Source organism: Paucibacter sp. M5-1 (assembly GCF_027498415.2).
In the GTDB taxonomy this organism is placed as follows: Bacteria; Pseudomonadota; Gammaproteobacteria; order Burkholderiales; family Burkholderiaceae_C; genus Roseateles_E.
On sequence record NZ_JAPZLM020000001.1, the window covers coordinates 1,419,360 to 1,438,140 of the forward strand.

At 64.2% G+C, this 18,781-nt stretch carries 18 protein-coding genes and 1 pseudogene; 4 read left to right on the forward strand and 15 right to left on the reverse strand.

Annotated elements, in window-relative coordinates; all coding sequences use genetic code 11:
* The first annotated feature begins 69 nt into the window (after window positions 1-69).
* The gene (locus O5M90_RS06505; RefSeq protein WP_269840441.1) at window positions 70-753 is read left to right on the forward strand and encodes a heavy metal response regulator transcription factor; all 684 of its coding nucleotides are present in this window, start codon (window positions 70-72) and stop codon (window positions 751-753) included.
* Window positions 750-2,099 (forward strand): heavy metal sensor histidine kinase, encoded by a 1,350-nt coding sequence (locus tag O5M90_RS06510; RefSeq protein WP_137944447.1) that lies wholly within the window; start codon window positions 750-752, stop codon window positions 2,097-2,099. Before O5M90_RS06505 ends, O5M90_RS06510 begins: the two co-directional genes overlap by 4 nt.
* Here the strand turns inward: O5M90_RS06510 and O5M90_RS06515 are convergent.
* Entirely contained in the window at window positions 2,028-2,366 is a 339-nt protein-coding gene (locus tag O5M90_RS06515; RefSeq protein ID WP_269840443.1) for a heavy-metal-associated domain-containing protein, read from the reverse strand. The genes O5M90_RS06510 and O5M90_RS06515 overlap by 72 nt on opposite strands.
* 198 nt (window positions 2,367-2,564) lie before the next feature.
* A complete protein-coding gene (locus tag O5M90_RS06520) occupies window positions 2,565-3,371 on the reverse strand; it encodes a hypothetical protein (RefSeq protein ID WP_137944449.1) in 807 nt (268 codons plus the stop codon).
* A 424-nt stretch (window positions 3,372-3,795) separates the two neighbouring features.
* Between O5M90_RS06520 and O5M90_RS06525 the strand changes: the two genes are divergently transcribed.
* Window positions 3,796-4,089 (forward strand): CopK family periplasmic copper-binding protein, encoded by a 294-nt coding sequence (locus O5M90_RS06525; RefSeq protein ID WP_137944450.1) that lies wholly within the window; start codon window positions 3,796-3,798, stop codon window positions 4,087-4,089.
* An 88-nt stretch (window positions 4,090-4,177) separates the two neighbouring features.
* On the opposite strand, the gene O5M90_RS06530 is transcribed toward O5M90_RS06525, so the two are convergent.
* The 3 genes from O5M90_RS06530 to O5M90_RS06540 all read right to left on the reverse strand — a co-directional run bounded on the left by O5M90_RS06530 (window position 4,178) and on the right by O5M90_RS06540 (window position 9,370).
* Window positions 4,178-6,016, reverse strand: a complete 1,839-nt coding sequence (locus O5M90_RS06530; protein WP_269840444.1) for an NADH:ubiquinone reductase (Na(+)-transporting) subunit F — start codon at window positions 6,014-6,016, stop codon at window positions 4,178-4,180.
* Entirely contained in the window at window positions 6,013-6,705 is a 693-nt protein-coding gene (locus tag O5M90_RS06535; protein ID WP_269840445.1) for a PepSY domain-containing protein, read from the reverse strand. Before O5M90_RS06535 ends, O5M90_RS06530 begins: the two co-directional genes overlap by 4 nt.
* Before the next feature lie 79 nt (window positions 6,706-6,784).
* Window positions 6,785-9,370 carry a TonB-dependent receptor gene (locus tag O5M90_RS06540; RefSeq protein WP_440402510.1) on the reverse strand — a complete coding sequence of 862 codons (2,586 nt, stop codon included), beginning with the start codon at window positions 9,368-9,370 and terminating at the stop codon, window positions 6,785-6,787.
* Here O5M90_RS06540 and O5M90_RS06545 point away from each other — a divergent pair.
* The gene (locus O5M90_RS06545; RefSeq protein ID WP_269840447.1) at window positions 9,341-9,520 is read left to right on the forward strand and encodes a hypothetical protein; all 180 of its coding nucleotides are present in this window, start codon (window positions 9,341-9,343) and stop codon (window positions 9,518-9,520) included. The two genes, O5M90_RS06540 and O5M90_RS06545, sit on opposite strands and share 30 nt — an antisense overlap.
* Before the next feature lie 228 nt (window positions 9,521-9,748).
* Here the strand turns inward: O5M90_RS06545 and O5M90_RS06550 are convergent, their stop codons facing one another.
* From O5M90_RS06550 to O5M90_RS06595, 10 genes and pseudogenes are all read right to left on the reverse strand, one after another.
* Window positions 9,749-10,180, reverse strand: a complete 432-nt coding sequence (locus tag O5M90_RS06550; protein WP_440401894.1) for a hypothetical protein — start codon at window positions 10,178-10,180, stop codon at window positions 9,749-9,751.
* 198 nt (window positions 10,181-10,378) lie between these two features.
* A pseudogene (locus tag O5M90_RS06555) lies at window positions 10,379-11,444 on the reverse strand (DMT family transporter).
* A gap of 14 nt (window positions 11,445-11,458) precedes the next feature.
* Window positions 11,459-12,133: a class I SAM-dependent methyltransferase gene (locus O5M90_RS06560; RefSeq protein ID WP_332909493.1), complete on the reverse strand. Its 675-nt coding sequence runs from the start codon at window positions 12,131-12,133 to the stop codon at window positions 11,459-11,461.
* Window positions 12,134-12,143: 10 nt separating this feature from the next.
* Window positions 12,144-12,809 (reverse strand): DsbA family protein, encoded by a 666-nt coding sequence (locus O5M90_RS06565; RefSeq protein WP_137944455.1) that lies wholly within the window; start codon window positions 12,807-12,809, stop codon window positions 12,144-12,146.
* On the reverse strand, window positions 12,806-13,264 hold the full coding sequence (locus O5M90_RS06570; RefSeq protein ID WP_137944456.1) for a disulfide bond formation protein B: 459 nt from the start codon (window positions 13,262-13,264) through the stop codon (window positions 12,806-12,808). Before O5M90_RS06570 ends, O5M90_RS06565 begins: the two co-directional genes overlap by 4 nt.
* Window positions 13,261-13,461, reverse strand: a complete 201-nt coding sequence (locus tag O5M90_RS06575) for a hypothetical protein (protein ID WP_137944457.1) — start codon at window positions 13,459-13,461, stop codon at window positions 13,261-13,263. Before O5M90_RS06575 ends, O5M90_RS06570 begins: the two co-directional genes overlap by 4 nt.
* Before the next feature lie 45 nt (window positions 13,462-13,506).
* A complete protein-coding gene (locus tag O5M90_RS06580; RefSeq protein WP_137944458.1) occupies window positions 13,507-13,896 on the reverse strand; it encodes a hypothetical protein in 390 nt (129 codons plus the stop codon).
* 38 nt (window positions 13,897-13,934) lie between these two features.
* Window positions 13,935-17,054, reverse strand: a complete 3,120-nt coding sequence (locus O5M90_RS06585; RefSeq protein WP_137944459.1) for an efflux RND transporter permease subunit — start codon at window positions 17,052-17,054, stop codon at window positions 13,935-13,937.
* 12 nt (window positions 17,055-17,066) lie between these two features.
* Entirely contained in the window at window positions 17,067-18,191 is a 1,125-nt protein-coding gene (locus O5M90_RS06590; RefSeq protein ID WP_137944460.1) for an efflux RND transporter periplasmic adaptor subunit, read from the reverse strand.
* Entirely contained in the window at window positions 18,188-18,772 is a 585-nt protein-coding gene (locus O5M90_RS06595) for a hypothetical protein (RefSeq protein ID WP_262969417.1), read from the reverse strand. The genes O5M90_RS06590 and O5M90_RS06595 overlap by 4 nt, the downstream gene beginning before the upstream one ends.
* Window positions 18,773-18,781 lie beyond the last annotated feature (9 nt).

Consider the following 18,781-nt stretch of genomic DNA (forward strand, 5'->3'; position numbering starts at 1 on the left):
ACGCGAACCCGTCCTCCACATTACGAATCCGTCATCTACCTCAGCGCCGGAAGCCTCCAAAATGACGCCATGAAACTCCTCGTCGTCGAAGATGAAGCCAAGCTTGCGGACTACCTGCGCAAGGGCCTGAGCGAAGCCGGCTACACCGTGGAAGTTGCGCTCAACGGCATCGATGGCCTGCACCTGGCCATGGAGGGAGACCACGATCTCGTCCTGCTAGACAGCATGCTGCCCGGGATTGACGGGCTGAGCCTCCTGGCCGCTCTGCGCCGGACCAAGCAGACGCCGGTCCTGATGCTGACGGCACGCTCGGGCGTGGACGATAGGGTCCAGGGCCTGCAATCGGGAGCGGATGACTACCTGATCAAGCCCTTTGCGTTCTCGGAACTACTGGCCCGCATCCAGGTTCTGTTGCGCAGGGCGGTCCCCCGCAGCACAGGCGAGCAGACCACGCTGCGCATTGGCGATCTCGAAGTTGACCTGCTTCGTCGCAGAGCCTCGCGTGCCGGCCAGCGCCTGGACCTGACCGCCAAGGAGTTCAGTCTGTTGACCCTGCTGCTCAGGCGGCAAGGCGAGGTGGTGACACGCACGGAACTGGCTTCGCAGGTCTGGGACATGAACTTCGACAGCGAAACCAATGTGGTCGAAGTCGCGGTGCGACGGTTGCGTACCAAGCTTGATGTGCCGTTTGAGCACCATCTGCTGCATACCGTGCGCGGCATGGGCTATGTACTGGAAGAGCGACCGCAATGAAGATGCCATCGCTGGCCCTCGGGGAGCGCCTTTCCATTTGGCTCGCCGCTCAAACCTTTGCGGGCTTGGGACTGGTTTCCATGGTTGTCTACCTGTTTGCCGCCGCGGATCTTGATGCTCGCCAGACGGAATCACTCCAGCACAAGCGCGAACTGGTCGAGCATGTCCTGGCCGAGGCACATAGCGACCGTGACCTGCCCACGCTGCTGCACAAGCTCGACGACTTCTTCCTGGGTCATCGCGACATGGTTCTGACCTTGCTGAAACCCGATGGGAGTTCGCTCTACGACAACGCGTCGCGTCCGGGCTCGACCAGCAGATTCAAGAAGATCGCGTTCGCCTATCCCTACTGGGAGTCGGCCGGTGGCGCCCTGTCTGCCCGCATGGCCTTGGACACCGCCGCAGACGACCAGTTTCTTCATCGCCTGGCCATCGCGTTGATGAGCGCGTCAATGATCGGTGCTTTGCTGGTTTCCGCCGGCAGCTTCGTCCTGGTCCGACTGGGCCTGCGCCCGGTCCGCTCTCTGGTCGCGCAGACCAAAGGATTGGCGGCCCAGAACCTGCACCGGCAGTTGGACGGATCCCAGCAGCCGCGCGAATTGCAACCGCTGGTCCAGCAGTTCAACGCGCTGCTGGACCGCCTGAGCCGCGCCTATGAGCAGTTGGAGGGCTTCAATGCCGATGTGGCTCACGAACTCCGAACACCGCTGGCCACGCTGATGACCGGCATCGAAGTCGCGATGCGCCAGCCTGGGTTGCCTGAGTCAACACTCGACCTGTTGGGGTCCAACCTGGAAGAACTTCGTCGCATGGCCGGCATCGTCAATGACATGCTTTTTCTCTCGCACGCCAGCAGTGGCGCGGCCGCACGTCGAGAGCCAGTCGAGAGCCTTGCCGCCCTCGCACAAGACGTGTCGGACTACCACGAAGCCGCCATCGCAGAGGCTGGCCTTCAGCTTCGGATCAAGGGGGATGCCGCAGGCGAGGTCGACGCTCCCTTGCTGAAGCGAGCGCTGTCCAATCTGCTGGGCAATGCGACCCGATACGCCAAGGCAGGATCGGTGATCCAGATCGACATTGCGGCCGCACCACAAGGCAACGCCTCGCTGTCCGTGTGCAACGAAGGTCCGGCCATCTCGTCGGACCACCTGCCCAGGCTGTTCGATCGCTTTTACCGCGCGGACCCCTCCAGGGCCCAGGCAAGCGTCAACCATGGACTTGGCCTTTCCATCGTCGATGCCATCGCGCGCATGCACGGAGGCGAACCCTTTGCCTCATCCGCCGACGGCACGACACGTATCGGTTTTACGCTGAGCACCGGGCCGCACAATTCCCGCAGCGGCTGATGCTTGTTCGCCGCTGCCGCAGCAGCAACTGGTAGTTCGCGCGGGATCCCTGTCTTGTTCGGCGACGACCACCGGGATGGGGTGGTAGCCAGCATCCGAGATCGCTGCCACCAGGTCTTCCTCGTCGGCGTCGCCAGGCTGTATGTGGATCAGCTTTTCGCGAACATCAACTTGCAGCCTGGCGTGAGCATCAGCCGCACGCACGGCTCTAGCGATCGTGCTGGCGCAGTGGCCGCAGGTCATGTCTTCGATACGGTAGGTCAGCATCACATGCTCCTTGTATGGGATGCCTCGCATCGTGATCCCTCCAACAATGGCAATGTCAAGCAGCATGTCCGTACTACGCTTGGAGTCGGGGACCTCGCAGTTCGGATTGACACTTGAGGGTCTACAGCGCAGGCGTTAGAAAGCAGTCATGCGCTGGATGCCTTCGGCGGCACGGATCGATTGGCGCCCCAACTCGGTTTAGCCGGGAGATTCCTTTACCTGCCCGTCGCGAAGTATGTCGGGTACGTGCAGGCCGATGAAAGCGAGAAGGGAAAGCGTCTTCAGGTAGTTCATACGGGTGCCGTAGCTAAGGTCTCGCCCGTGCATGATGTCGTGCCTGTTCGGGGCACTTGGAAATTCATGCCGGTACTCCTCCGCGGCATTGAACCCGCCGTTGTGCTGCAGGGCTGCCAGGAACTTCAGCGTGAACTTTTCCAACTGCATCTGATCAAGACTGCTCGCCGCCTGCGGACGCCTATTCACGCTCTTGAAGAGCTTGCCCCCCATGATGTCCACAGAGAGTCCGTCTGCCTGCGCGAGCAACACCGGGATCGCAGCAAAATACAAGGTCTGCGATGCCGCACTAAAAGCTTGCCCCAGCAGTTCCGACCGGGCCGCGTAGGTGGAGAGCAACTGTGCCTGGATGTCATCGGCAGATCGTTCGTAGTGCTCGACAAAGTAGGTATCAATCTCCGCCGTCCGACCTTCGCGGACCCAGTCTCTGATGTCCCAGAAAATGGCAGCGGGGAACTGTAGGTCGTAGAACCAACCGAGCTTGGCAAGCGCTACGCTGCCCTCCTGTACGGCGTCCGGAAAGGCATTGACCCTTTCGATGCCTTGGAGTAGCCCTGGGAGAATTGTGGGCAGCGCCTGCAAAGCTGCACCCACAACACGTCCGATGGATTGCAGCGATGCATCCGTAGTGCGCAGCATCCTTAAAGCACCGCCGATCCAGGGTTGTACAGATGGCTGCGGTTCCTGCGGTCGTTCTGCGTTGTCGCTCATGGCGGTCTCCCTGGCACGATGCTAGCAACTGGGCTTCGACGGCCCCGGTCACCTTCGCCGTCGCCGGCCTTTCCGAGCCCGCTTCTCCTTTCGCGAACTGTTCTGCCCCGGCTTTCGCCCATGACGGTACCCGAGGAAGATGGCCAGGCCGATCAACGCGAGGGCACTGACCAAGCCGCCCACCAGAAATATGGTCAGGACCTCATGCGGAAGACGTAAAAAATTCTTGGCTTCGTGTGTCACATTCGAAGTGCAGCTTTTCTGGTTTGCAAGGCGCTTGAGCAGGCCAAGCGTTCGCAGGCGGGCTTGGCTTGATGACGGAGTTGTAATGTTCTGGAACGCTTGATGACGGTGCTCCTTTCCTAGAGTTGTATCAAGCTCGCAGCATCTCGCTGGCGAGACGCTTCAAGAAAGGACTGAGACCATGAAGTCAATCGCCATCGCCTTCTCGCTTTCAACCCTGTTGGCCATCACAGCCGCGCCGGCATTCGCCAGCCATGCGCTGGAGAGCTCCGTCAAGGCCAAGGTCGATCTTCCGGCCGGCGCCACCCTGTACATCTTCCTGAACGGGAAGATGGCCAAGGAAGACGCCTATGGGCGCGCCGTCATGCTCCGGCCCGGCGAGGTCATCGCGGCACGAGACGGCCGCCAAATCGCCGCGGTCGGCAACGAAGTGGCCCGGCTCGACTATCTGCTGCGCGAGGGCCATGGCGGCTGACACACTGCTGCGGCTTCCTTGCCATCGGATGAAAAGAAATGGCAAGGCCTGAGCCTTTTGGCATTGGCCTTGCCGCGTCCTGGCGCGCTCAGATCTTGAAGTCGTCGAACGAGACCTGCGCATCCGCGATACCCAGTTTGCGGAGCATCTTGCGCGTGGCGCTCAGCATCGCCGGCGGCCCGCAGAGATAGAACTCGCAGGCCGCCAGATTGGCATGCGACTCCAGCAACTGCTCACGCACCGCATCGTGCACCAGTGCGCGGGGCAAACGATCGCCGGCGCCAGTGGGCTGCGCGGCATCGCCCGACAAGATCAGATGCCAACTGAAGTTGCCGAACCGGGTCGCCAGCGCCTGCATCTCCTCGACGTAGGGCGCATCGTCCTGTGTGCGTGCGCCGTACCAGAAGTGCACGCGCTCCTTGGCGCCACCCTCCAGCAGCGACCGGATCATCGCGCGCAAAGGCGCCATGCCGGCGCCTCCGCCGATGAACACCTTCTCCCTTTGCCCTGGATGCAGCGCGAAGTCGCCGAATGGGCCGGCATACTGGATCCGGTCACCCGGCTTCAGACCGTACATATAGGACGAGCCCTTGCCAGGCGGGTGGTGCAACGCGTCGGCGGGTCCATGGAGGAAGCGCACCAGCAGGCTGATGCGCCCATCGATCTGCTCGACCGGGGCCGACAGCGAATAGGAGCGGCGCAGCGGCGCGCTGTTCCCCCAGCTCGAAGGCAGGCGCCAGGCCGCCCATGCGGTGCGGTGGGCTTCGGGAAGCTCGATCTGAGCCCCGGACATCTGGTAGGCCGGCACGATGACCTGGATGTAGGACCCCGGCCTGTAGGCCGCGTCGGCACGCTCGTCGGGAACCAGGACCACTTCGCGCAGGGTTGGCGACAGCGCGTTCACGCTCTCCACCCGCGCCCCGTGCTGGCTCCACAGTTCCACGCCGCCCAATACCTCGATCTCCAGATCGGATGTCACAGGCAGATTGCAGGCCAGGCGATGCCCATCCCGCAACTTGGCCAGCGACAGCTGGGCACGGTCCGCGGGCGTCGCTGCCGGCACGTTGCCACAGACCTTGATCTCGCACAGGCCGCAGCTCTGACCGCCGCCGCAGTTCGATGGCAGTTGCAGGCCCTGCTTGCCCATCGCGACGAACACGGTGTCACCGGAGGCCACGCGCAACGTGCGCAACCGTGAGCCATCGAGCGACAAGACCTGCAGGGACTTGCTGGCACGCAAGCGCCGCGGAATGAAGTCTGCCAGGCGGAAGCTCGTGAACAGCAGCCAGGTCCCGCTGAGCGCCAGCCACAGCCCACCCACGGCGGCGCTGACCACCAGCGGATTGTTGAAGTCCTTGCGACCGGTGTAGTCCATGATGTGCAGCATCCAGAAGAAATCGAACAGCCGCCAAGTGCTGTTTCGATGCTCGAGGACGTCACCGTGCTGGGACAGGTACACCGTGGTGTCGTCGCCATCGGAGAACGGCACGCGCCAGACCTTGCCCACATGCGCCCGAGTCTCCAGCGATGGCGGCTGCAGTTCGGCCGGGCCGGCCTGCCCGGGTCCGCGATAGGACGCCTGTGCCAGGCGCTGCGCCAGGTCGCTGTCCAGGACGATCTCGGTGCCGCGCAAGGCACTGATCAGCCTCACCCCCTGGTCGGTGGCGAGCCGATAGACCGGCTCCTGGCCCAACCATCCGGTCGAGACCGACTGCGCATCGAGCTGAACCGTTTTCAGTGCCTGGCTGACCGGCAAGGCCTGCGCGGGCCAGGCCACACCTGCCGCCGGCGGGACGCGGAACTCGCGCCCACGCACTTTCTCGGCATCCAACAAGCTCATCACGACGCCGCTGGCCATCCAGAGCAGCAGTTGCAGGCCGATCAGCAGGCCCAGCCATTTATGGATTTTCTTCAGCCACTGAGTCATACCTGGTTCCTCCGGCGGAAGCTGTAGAACACCAGCCACAGGCCGCTGAGCGCGAACACAAGCCCGGAGCCGGCCGCGACGCGCAGCAGCGTGTTGTTGACATCGGCTCGGGTGTCGTAGTCCATGATGTGAAGCATCCACAGGAAGTCGAACAAGCGCCACAGGTCGTGCCGTCGCGCCAGCAGGTCGCCGGTGCTGGGCGAGAAGTACAAGGTCGAGTCGGCGCGATCGTCGAAGCGAACGGCCCACATGGGGACGGGGCGCTTCGCGACCTCCTGCGGTGCTTTCGTGACCCAGGTCACCTCGCGAACCTGGGCCTCGCCCTGGTAGACCTCCTTCGCGCGCTCCAGGATCTGCTCGCGGCTCAAGGGGCTGAGCAGCGTGGCGTCACGGGCATCGAGCAGATGCGTCTTGCCGCCATGTCGGACCTCGTAGACCTCCTTGCCGATGAAGGTCTTGAGTCTCAACGCCTCGAAACCGGGGTAGAGCTCGCCAATGCGGGCGATATCGACGCGAGGCTTGTCGCGCTTCAGGGGTTCGTCAGAAACATGGGCCAGGTGGTCGCCGTGGATAACGTCCAGCGACATCGCGGTCATGTAGACCCCGCTGATCATCCACAGCAGGGCTTGCACCCCGATCACCAGGCCGATCCATTTGTGAGTCTTGCGCGCCCAAAAGGAAGGATTCATAAGCTTTGTCTCACAGCTTTCGATGGACCATCGGCGGGCGCCGGCTCGTGGCCGGCGCCCGCCGCTCACGCTCGGTGGATCACCAGCGGTAGCCGGCTCTCACATGCCAACGGCGGCCGAGCAGGTCGTAGGTCATCGTGTCGGTGTTCGCGTCGGTATAGCTCTTGATGAAAGGCGGCTTCTTGTCGAAGAGATTGTCGATGCCCAGCGCGATGTCAAAGGACTTGTTCACCGCGTACTTGGCCTGGACCGAGTGGTAAGTCATGGCGGGCGCGCGCGCACCGATGTCGGTCGGTGCCGCATTGATGTCGTCGGCAGAGCCGATGTACTGGACCGTGTACGAGCCTGACCATAGGCCCTTGGCCATCGTCAGCGTGCTCAGCGAGCGCCACTGGGTGTAGCTGCCACGGCCACCGGTGATCTTGCCCGTGTAGTCGATGGCGGCTGCGCCCGGGAAGGGTCGCACCTCGTAGTTCTTCAGATGCGAGAGCTCGGTGCCGAGGGAGGCGTTCCAGCCCGCAACGCTGAAGTCATAGAGCACGCCCAGGTCGATGCCGGAGATGCGCTCGTCCGCCGCGTTGACCGGCTGAGAGGAAAGGAAATCGATCTCGCCGGTGGCCGGGTTGCGGGTGAAGCTGGAAGCATTGCAGAAGATGTGTGCCCGGCCCGGGGTGTTGTAGCAGGTGGCCAGCTTGGTCGATCCCGCCACGCTCTGGATCGCGTTGCTGATCTTGATCCGGTAGTAGTCCAGCGTCAGCGTCAGCGGGCGGATCGGCGACCACACGATGCCGGCGGTCAAGGTCTTTGCATCCTCGGGCTCCAGCTTGGGATTGCCGCCCACCGTCGTGAGGATGGTGTTGCCCAGCTGCCGGAAGCCCGCCGGCACACCGGCGGCCTGGCAGTTCTGCGAAACCACGGACGTGGTGGGCAAGGCACTCCAGCCGCTGCAGGGGTCGGTGGTCGTGAGGTTGCCCTCGGACACACCGCCGTACAGCTCGGGGATGTTCGGCACGCGGAAGGCTGAGGACACATTGGAGCGCAGCTTCAGGCTGGGGACGACCTGCCAGTCCAAGCCCATCTTGTAGGTGCTCTTGCTGCCGAACAGGCTGTAGTCGGAATAGCGCGCAGCGGTGTTGAGGGTCAGGGACTGGATCAGCGGCTTGCGCTCCAGCAGCGGCACCGACAGCTCGGCGAAGACCTCACGCGCGGTGTACTCGCCGGAGATCGGGTCCTGCCGATTGGTGTTGGCCGCCCCGATGACGGTCAGGTTGTCCGGATCACGCCAGCCGCCCTCCTTGCGGATCTCCAGGCCCGAGGCAAATCCCACCGGACCGGCGGGCAGCTCGAACAGTTGGCCGCTGATGCTGGCGCTCATGCTCTTCTGATCATTGCCGCCGGTGTCGCGCGTCGTGGTCAGGATGTAGCGCAGCACTTCGGGCGTGAGGTTGCCATAGCCCAGGTAGTTGCCGCAGGGAATGGCGGCGTTGGCGGCCGTGCTGCAGCGCGTCCGGTCCAGCGTCTGTTCGACGCGGTCCAGGTTCGCGACCTTGGTGGAGCCGTCCGTACCCGTGTTGCGGCCCCAGTTCAGCGCCACGGACCAGTCCCAGTTCTCGCCCAGACTGCCCTTGGCGCCGGCCACCGCGCGGAAGATGTTGGACTCCTGAAAGAAGTCCCGCACGCCCGCCTCCTCCAGGCGACGCCGCTCAAGCACCAGGGCCTGGCCGGTCGGGTTCGTCGGATGGTCGGCCGCAATATTGATCGGACGGTAAACCCCCAAAGAACCCGGTGTGGCCAACTGGCTCGACTCGCGGCGCGAGAAGAGCAGTTCGGTGAAGAGCTGGGTCTTGTCGCTCAGGTTCAGTGTGCCGAAGGTGCTGAGGCCCAGACGCTTGATGGGGTTGACGGCATTCAGGCTCGGATTGCCGTTGTAGTTGTGCTTGGCCGCAGAGTAGGTCTCGTAGAAACCGGCTGGCGAGTCCAGGGATTGGCGGAAGTTGACGCGTCGGCCGTCGGCCAGACGGGCGCGGCCGCCGATCGTTGCCGAGCTGCCGGAGCACACCAGCTGGCCGTTCGCTTCGGCCAGACCGCAGGGCGCGCGGCTGGCCATGTTCACGTCACCGCTTTGCGAATAGTTGATCGCCGTCATCAGCGAGCCCTGGGCGCTGGTGATGCCCCAGGCCAGGTCGACAGCCGACTCGTCCCCATCGCCGCGCGAGGTCTCGCCATAGCGGACGGCCGCTTCAAGACCCTTGAGGTTCTTCTTGGTGATGATGTTGACGACGCCCGCGACGGCATCGGCACCGTAGATCGCCGAGGCACCGTCCTTCAGCACTTCCACGCGCTCGATCAGCGCGACCGGGATCATGTTCAGGTCCACGGAGCTGTTCGCACCCGTGCCGCCATTGACCACGCGCCGGCCGTTGAGCAGCACCAGCGTGCGGTTGATGCCCAGGCCGCGCAGGTTCACTTGCGTCGTGCCATAGCCGTTGCCGGTCCAGTAGGCACTGGTCTGGTTGCCGGCCGTGCCGGCCGAGGCCGGCAGGCGTTGCAGCAGCGTTTCCGCAGACACGGCGCCCGAGCGCTGAATCGCGTCCGAGTCGATGACCGTAACCGGGCCGACGCCGGAGATCTGGGATTGCTTGAGGTTGATGCGGCTGCCGGTGATCTGGACCTTGTCGAGCGCAGCGGTCTGAGCCGGTTCGGGCGCCGAAGTGGTTTGCTACGCATGGGCGCTGCTCAGAAAGAGGAGGACCGCGGCACTGACTGCCGTCTGGTGGAGCTTGATCGTCATGTTTTGTACATCCGGATGAAGTGATTCGCAGACATGCGCAGGGCATGCTGGAATCTGGATATGCCTTTGAGCCAATGGAGAGGCGGCCGGCTGCATGGCATCCCCGCAACCACAGACGACTCGATAGCGCGCAATGGCGACGCGAGGTCGGGCGGTGTAAATGATGGGAGAAGCCGCGCTGCCTAGCCGAGCATCAAAGCTGCTGAGCTGGGGCAAAGGTGCCCGCGTGCCGCGGCAGCGGACAACACAAGGTCAGGCGCTTCGGGGTGGGCGGTCTTGCCCGGAGAGGAGAAACTCGGCGCGAGGAGCGGCCGAGCTGGCGATGCGCTTGTCGGCTCCGGCAAGCTGTTCGACCGGCGCTGCGTCCAGCGCAATCATCGATGCGCTCGCACCGCAGCTGATGCAATGGCTGCAAGGACTGAAATCGCAGCAGGGCTCGCTGGACTGGGAGCCCGTATCGACGGCCTTGTCACTCACCTTCTTGGCGGACGCAAGGTGCTTGCTGCCGTGCTTGCCAGTCGCAGATGCAAGCGTCTGGCGATGGCCGACATCATCGACCTTCTGCTGGCGCGCTTGCGGCTTGGAGACAAATACGTCGGGGCACATCATCGACGTGGCAATGCTGGCGGTGACGGGCACGAGGACCGCCACCAAGCAAAGAAGCCAAAAGCCGATGAGTTTCATGCGTTCGTAAAGAAGAAGTGCATGCATTGAAACAAAGGCAAGCAGCGCGGTCTACTTAGGGAGTTCCCCCGCTTCTCTTGACATTTACAGCGACTGGTGGGCGCCGCTCACCAAACGCGTGCGCGCAGCACTTCTTTGGGGCCTTCAACACCATTTCGACCACGTGGCTGCTATGTCTGGGAGGCCGTCTAACCCAGATTAATGCTCATGCCGATGATGCATGTCGGGAAAGTGGGCATGGCGATGCCGGATCCGCTCATGGCGATGCCTATGCGCGTGGCGAGTGCCCGCGGGAACGCGCGGCTCATGCACATGGTCGTGATGGAGGTCATCAGGGTCATGCTCATGTGCATGCTCGATGGCTTCATGCTGATGCTCGTGCTCATGCTTTTCGGTCAGGTGGAGCGCGACACCGATCGCCATCAGCAGCACCGCCAGGCCGAGTTGCCAGCTGAGATCCTCGCCCAGCAGGCCGATCGCCAGCGCGGCGCCCACAAAGGGCGCGATCGAGAAGTAGGCGCCCGTTCGCGCATTACCCAGATGACGTAGGCCCAGCACGAACAGCACGAGACTGGCCCCATAGCTGACGAAGCCCAGCGTGCCGGCGGCGAGCACCGCCTCCAGTCCGGGCCAGGCAGCGCCGGCCGCCAGGGCCAGGGCCAGGGCCAGGTTGGTCGCACCCGCGGCCAGGCCCTTGCTCATGGCGATGTAGCTGGCATCGGTCAGCGACACCTTGCGGGTCAGGTTGTTGTCCACCCCCCAAGGCAAAGCAGGCCCCCAGCACCGCCAAGGCGGGCCACAGGCTCTCGAAGCCGGCGGCGGCCCTGTCCGAGCCGGGCCAGGACAGCACGACGCTGCCGGCGACGATCGCCAGCATGCCCAGGGCGATGCGCCGGTCGAAGTTCTCCTTGAAGGCGAACCAGGCCAGCAAGGCCGTCATCACGCCTTCGGCATTCAGAAGCAGGGAGACACCGGACGCGGGCATGCTTGACAGCCCCAGCATCAGCAGCGCCGGCCCCACCATGCCGCCGCTGACGATGGCGGCGACCAGCCACAAGCGGTCGGTGGCGGGAAGGCGAACCGGCGGCGCCCGCCGGATGGTTCGCACCAGCCAGAGCCCGATGCCTGAGCCGAGATACAGCAAGGCGGCCAGCAACCAGGGACTGGTCTGCCCCAACAGCGGCTTCGCCAGCGGCGTGCCGGCGCCAAACAGCACGGCCGCGCCCAGGGCCGCCAGCACACCGGGTTCGAAGCGTCGATTCACTGGATTTCCCGGGCTCAGTGGAGCACGCAATGGCAGTAGACGAATTGCTGGATGGCGCCACCCGGGGTGTGGTGGGCTTCCTGCAGATGTTCCAGCAGTTCGAAGGCGCCACCGAACTGGGCGTGCAATTCGCCCGGGGCGTAGCGCACGACCGGCAGGCCGCTGCACTGAGTCGGGCCATCCGGGCCGAAGGCCGCAACGATCACATGGCCGCCCGGGCGCGCCGCGCGGCGCACCTGTTCGACATAGGCCTGGCGCTGAGCCTCATCGGTCAGGAAGTGGAACACGGCACGGTCGTGCCAGATGTCGAAACGCTCCTCACGCAAGGCGACCTCGGTGATGTCACCCTCTATCCATTGAACCTGGTGGACCGCCTTGCCCAGGCGTGTGCGCGCCACATCGAGGGCGGCTCCGGAGATGTCGAGCACCGACATCTCGAAGCGCCCGGCGGCCAGCAGATCATCGACCAGGGTGGACGCGCCGCCGCCCAAGTCAATGACGCAGCTACTGGCCGCGCCAGCGGAAATCCGCTGGATCAGATCCAGCGATTGTCGGGCGTGAGGCTGAAACCAGCTGACCGAGTCGGCGGCCTTGCGCTGATAGACGGATTCCCAATGGCTGCGTGCGGTCATCGATTTCTCCAGGTTGAGGCGTGGTTTCATTCTCGACCACATCCAGTCATCGCGCATTGCGCCATGTTCAAGGCCGGGAGACCCCGCCCGCCTTGCGGCTCTCCTGCTCGACGAGGGCCTTCAGCTGTGCTGCACCAAACTCCATCAAGGGCGTACCGTTCACGAAGAAGCCCGGCGTCCTGTCCACCTTGAGGCGCTGCATATCGGCCACGTCCTGCCCAAGCAGCGCAGAGATCGCGGCACCGTCGGAGTCCGCTTTGGCCTTGGCCATATCAAGGCCGAGATCGCCGATCAGTTCCCAGATCAGCTCGGGCTGAGCGTTGCCATGGGAAGCCCATTGGTGCTGGGACGCCAGGGCCCGCTCAACCGCCTCCCAATACTTGCCCTGCAGGCGCGCGGCTTCGAGGATCTTGACCGCCGTGTCGGATCCGTGGTGCAAGGGCGCATACCGAACCACGAGCCGGACCTGACCAAAGCTCGCATCGACGATGCTCTTGACGATGGGATAGAAGGCACGGCAGGTCTCGCAGGAAGGGTCGAAGAACTCGACGATGGTGACCTTGGCGGCCGGATTGCCGTAGACCGGCGAGTGGGATCTGACCAGTGCCTCGCCATGGGCCTGGGTCGAACGCGCAAGTTCCTGTCCCGCACGGTTCTTGAAGAGCACCACACCGGTAACGAAGGCCAGCACCACCGCAAGCAGCGTTGCAAGGACGATCCACTTCTTGTTCATGCCTGTTTCCTCCTCAAGCTGCCAAGTCCCAGCAGTAGCAATATGCCGGTGAAAGCCAGCAGCGACAGCAGCGGGATCGGCACCATCCCCGCCACCTGAAGCTCGGCATCGGCGCAGGATCCGCCCTTGCCGCAGGGCGCCAGCCCTTCGGCCACCCAGCCAAAGAACACCAGGCAGTGATAGGCTGCCAGCGCCCAGCCAGCTCCGGCCAGTGGCCAGGCATAGCGCAGACAGCGCGAATCGCTGTCGAGCAGGCCCAGGCCGAGCACCAGCACCAGCGGGAACATGGCGATTCGCTGGTACCAGCACAGCACACAGGGCGTCATGCCCATCACCTCGCCCAGAAACAGCGCACCGGCCGTCGCCACCAGAGACAGCAGCCAGGCCGCGAACAGCAGCGGCCAAAACCCCGGCCAGGGGCGTGTCTCGGGGGGCTTCCGGGAGGCGGCACTCATGAGGGCTTCCTCCTGCGCTTGGCTTCCTGGCGCTTCTGTAGCCGTTCCTCTCGGCGTTGCCGCTTGCGTTGCCAATCCCGGTAAGTCAGGTAGAGGAACCAACCCAGGGCGGCGATGCCGATCACTGCGACGGCGGCCAGCCAGAACGAGACAAACTCGCCATGAGTGGCGCGCATGTGCTCGAAGTCGGCTGCCATGGTCTTGGAGTCCCGGTCACTGCGCCGACATCGAGGGCGATCGCCTTACTTCAGTGCGAAGCGCACATTGACCGGCTTCTTGCCGGCCAGCATGACCGTGGCCACGGCCTTGGTGCCGGCGCCCACCTTGAAGCTGCCCTTGGCCTCCAGCTTGTCGCCCGCCGGCGCCAGCTGCACCTCGCTCTTCTCGCTGCCGTTGAGCAGGGTCAGCTTGGCGCTGGCGCCTTGCACGCTGGCAGGCTTGCCATGGTCGCGCACATGCAGGCTGATCTGATCGGCCTTGGCCACCAGCTCGAAGTCCATGTCGCTGGCCTCGACCACGACACCCCCGTGCAGCGGCTTGTGTTCATGGCCGTGGTCATGCTTATCTGCGGCGAAGGCGCTGGAACTGATTGCAAGAATGGCGCTGACGAACAGCAATTGGGTCTTCTTCATTTTCTTTCCTCTCAGGGTTGGGTTAATGTGGATGCTTGTCAGAAGGCTTCGGCGTCGCGGTCATTCATCAGACGCTCGACGTCGCGCCGGCCGAACAGCCAGAACATCGCCGGGGTCAAGAAGGTGTCCAGCAGGGTGGAACTGATCAGTCCGGAAAAGATCACGACCGCCACCGGATGCAGGATCTCGGTGCCCGGGCGCTCGGCCTCGAACAGCAGTGGCGCCAGCGCGAAGGCCGTCACCAGCGCCGTCATCAGCACCGGGCTCAGACGTTCGATGGATCCCCGCACAATCATCTTGTGGTCGAAGTTCTCGCCTTCGAAGCGCATCAGGTTGATGTAGTGGCTGACCTTCAGGATGCCGTTGCGCACCGAGATGCCGGCCAGGGTGATGAAGCCCACCAGGGCTGCGACCGACAGTGGCTGCCCCGACAGGCCCAGACCCAGCACCGCGCCGACCAGGGCCAGCGGGATATTGGCCATGATCAGCAATGCCAAGCGAGTGCTCTTGTAGCGGCTGAACAGCACCACGAACATCAGCACCGCCGAGACGATCGACAGCAGGCCGACCAGGCGTGACGCTTCCTCCTGCGCCTGGAACTGACCGCCCAGCGTCACGAAGTAGCCTTCGGGCAGCTTGGTCTCGGCCACCACGGCGCGGATGTCGGCCACGATTTCCGAGAGCGCGCGGCCCTGGGCATTGGCCGACAGCACGATGCGCCGCTTGCCATCGTCTCGGCTGACTTGGTTCGGGCCATCACCGTCCTCGATCGTGGCCAGCTTGGACAGCGGCACGCTGCCATTGGGCGTCTCGATGAGGATATTGGCCAGCCCTTCCACCGAGCGAGCACTCTCGGGCAGGCGCACGACCAGCGCGAAGCGCCGTCCCCCTTCGACGATCTGGGTCACTTTCTCGCCCTCGACCAGGGCCTGCAGCGTGCTCAGGATCAGCGGTGCGGGCACACCATAGCGCGCGGCCGCCGCATAGTCGATGCGCACCTTGATCTGCGGTGCAAGCACCTGCTTCTCGATCTCCAGATCCGCCACACCAGGGATGGTGGCCAGCCGAGCACGCAAGACATCGGCTTGGCCGCGCAGGGTGTCCAGATCCTCACCGAAGATCTTGATGGCGATCTGCGAGCGCACACCCGAGAGCATGTGGTCGATGCGGTGCGAGATCGGTTGACCGACGCCGATGGCGGCCGGCAGATTGACCAGACGCGAGCGGATGTCGGCATTGATCTCGTCCATCGAGCGCGTAATCTCGCTGCTGGGCTTCAGACCCACGTCCAACTCGCTGACGTGCACGCCCTCGGCGTGTTCATCCAGTTCGGCACGGCCACTGCGCCTGCCCACGTGGGTCACTTCCGGCACCTGCTTGATCAGAACCTCGGCCTGACGGGCCAGAGCCGAACTCTCGGCCAGGGTCACACCTGGGTTCAGTCGCAGGCCCACCAGCAAGGTGCCCTCGTTGAACGGCGGAAGGAAGGTGGTCGGGAAGAACGGTACGGCCGCGGCCGCGGCCAGCACCGCCACGCTGGCGGCCACGATGGCCGCCTTCGGGCGCTTCAGCGTGGCTTGCAGCCCACCTCGGTAACGTGCCTTCAGCCAGGCCAGCACCTTGGTGTCGCCATGGTCCAGCGACTTCATGCGCGGCAGCAGGTACAGGCTCAGCACCGGCGTCACCGTCACCGACACGATCAAGCTCGCCAGGGTGGAGACGATGAAGGCAATGCCCAAGGGCACGAACAGACGCCCCTCCATGCCTGGCAACGCAAACAGCGGCACGAACACCAGCACGATGATCACCGTGGCATAGAGGATGGCGGAGCGCACCTCCATGGTCGCCATCGCCACCACTTCCAGCGGATTCAGGCGATGGTCGTGGTGCTTGGCTCGGTCTTCCTTGAGCCGGCGCATCACGTTCTCGATGCCCACCACCGCGTCGTCCACCAGGCCGCCGATGGCGATCGCCAGACCACCCAGGGTCATGGTATTGATCGAGAGCCCGAAATACTTGAACACCAGGGCCGTGATGAAGATCGACACTGGAATCGCCACCAGGGCGATGATGGTCGTGCGCAGATTGCCCAGGAACAGCAACAGGATCACGGCCACGAAGGCCGAGGCACCGATCAGCTTGCCCTGCAAGGTCGTGATCGAGGATTCGATGAAGCTGGCCTGACGGAAGGTCACCTTGGGCGTTTCCATGCCGGCCGGCAGCGAACGCTTCATTTCATCGAGTGCCGTCTCGATGGAGCGAGTCAGCGCAATGGTGTCCGCTGTCGGCTGCTTCTGGATGCCCAGAATCACCGCCGGCTTGCCCTCGAAGCCGGCATCGCCGCGCTTGAGCGCTGGCGCGAAAGTGACTTCGGCGAGCTGGCGCAGCAGGATGGGCTGCCCGTTCCGAGCACTCAAGGCCAGGTTCTTCAGATCGTCCAGATTCGACGTGCGGCCCAGATTGCGGATCAGGTATTCGCGGCCATTGAGTTCCAGGAAACCGCCCGAGGTGTTGGACGAGAAGCCCTTCAGCGCCCCTTCAAGCTGCTCATGCGTAATACCCAGCTCAGACATGCGTACGGTGTTGGGCTGCACCTGGAACTGGCGCACCTCGCCGCCGATCGGGATCACCTGAGCGACGCCCGGAACCGCCATCAGGCGCGGGCGCAAGACCCAGTCCGCATACTCGCGCACCGCCATCGACGAGATCTTTGCCGTGTCGATGGGGATCGCGATCTGCATGATCTCGCCCATGATGGAGCTGATCGGCCCCATGCGCGGCACGACACCCTCGGGCATTCCCTCCTCCATCGAGGCGAGCCGCTCGGACACCATCTGCCGGGCCCGGAATATCTCCGTGCTCCAGTCGAAGGTGACATAGAGGAAAGACAGGCCGGCGCTGGAAGTCGAGCGCACCGACTCCACCCCGGGCAGACCATTCATCGTGGTCTCTAATGGGAAGGTGATCAGTTGCTCGACCTCTTCGGCGGCCATGCCGCCGGCCTCCGTCATGATGGTGACGGTGGGCTTGTTAAGGTCGGGGAACACGTCCACCGGCGTGCGCGACAGGGTGAACGCGCCATAGGCCACCAGCACGAGGCTGGCGATCATGATGAGCAGCCGATTGGAAAGGCTGCTGTCGAGAAGCCACTTGAACATTGCGGTGGCTCCTTAGCGGATCTGATTGATCAAACCAGCGCCGTCGGTCACCACCCGCTCACCCGCTTTGAGTCCGGCGGTGATCGCCACAGCCGCGCCATCCAGCGGCGCCACCATCACGACACGCGGCTCAAACCGCTCAGGCGCAGTCTTGATCCAGACGATTTGCTGATTCGAGGGGTTCTTCATCAGGGCGACCGCTGGAACCGAAATCCCCTTCACCTGGCTGCGAGTCTGTACGACCACCCGAACCGGCTGACCCACGGCCAACTGGTTCAAACCGTCGCCTTGGGCCTTGAAGCTGATCGGCAGGACTTGGTCGCGAAGGCTGCGCGCCGCTCCGACAAAAGTCAAAGCGACCTTGCCGCTGCCGACCGGGACGTAGGCACCCGCGATGTCATTGGCCACCGAGGCGTCGTAGGCCAGAGCTTCGACCCGCAGCCGTTGCGGATCTACCACTTCGAACACCAACTCCCGCGCATCGATGACCTGACCGGCCACCGCATGAGCGGAGGCAATCACCCCATTGGCCGGTGCGACCAGCGCCTCGCGGCCCGACAGCCCACCGCCGACCGCCTGGACCCGTTCGCCCAGGCTGGCGACCTCGCTCTCCAGGGCTTCGATGTCCTTGCGTGGCACCGTATCGGCGAGGTCTCGCAGGCGCGCCAGGCGCTTCTCTGCCAGCGTGCGGGCGGCACGCAGCTCGGCCAGTTGGGCCTGCTGGTTAGCGCGCTCCAGACTGCCCGCCGAGGGCAGCACATAGGCCAGTACCTCGCCCTTGCGCACGGTCTGCCCGACCGTGGGCAGGCCACGAGGTCCGGGCTCCAGGCGGCCGGCCGCCATGGCCTGAACCTTGCCGCCAGCGTTCGGATCCATCAGGACCTGGCCATTCAGTTCCAGGCCGCGCGGCAACGATTGCTCTGTACCGATCAGCGTGCGAACGCCGATCTGGCGCTGTGCCGGTTTGGGCAGGAACACACTGCCATCTGGCAGGCGCTGAGGCCCGTTCGAGTTCGTGGCGGCAGGGGCGTCGCCATGGTCATGACCCTCACCGGCAAACGCGGGCGTCATACCCAGGGACAGCGCTGCTGCAAGTGCACAGACCTTGAGGCCGCTCTTGAGATTCAGGCCTTTCATGCTGCAGCTCCGGTGCGCAATGCGCGGCCAGCCGAGAGGCGGCGCGCGACAAAACCCAATATGGCCAACGCGGCCAAACCGCCAGTTCCCCAGACAGCCCATTCCTTCCAACCGTGCACATGGGCTTCATCCGCATGCGCTTCCTCGTGGATGTCCAGCTCGCCGGCCAGCAGGTCGGTCTCGCTGGCGGTGGACACGGTCACCGTGACGGGACTGACGCCCGTCTTGGGCGCTTCGTCGAGCGTGAGCTCGAACTCGCCTTCGCCGTGGGTCTTGGGGCTGAGCTTGCGCCCACCCAGCTCCAGCTCCAGCTTGGCATCCTTGACCGGCGCATTGCTGGAGGCGTGGTCGAGATACAGCGTCAACTGCTTGCCATTGAGAACTCCGACCAGCTCGAACAGCTCGGAGGCTGCTGAGAAACGGGGCAGCGAGGGGCCAGCGGCAGCAGCCGGGGCCTCGCCGTGGTCATGGCCATCGCCGGCCTGTGCGGGCATGGTGGCCATCCAGAAGGCTGCCAGCAGCAGGCCGGCAGCCAGCGGTCGGGCGATCATAGGCATCGCATAGCGAGGAGCGAGGGTCATGTCTTGCTT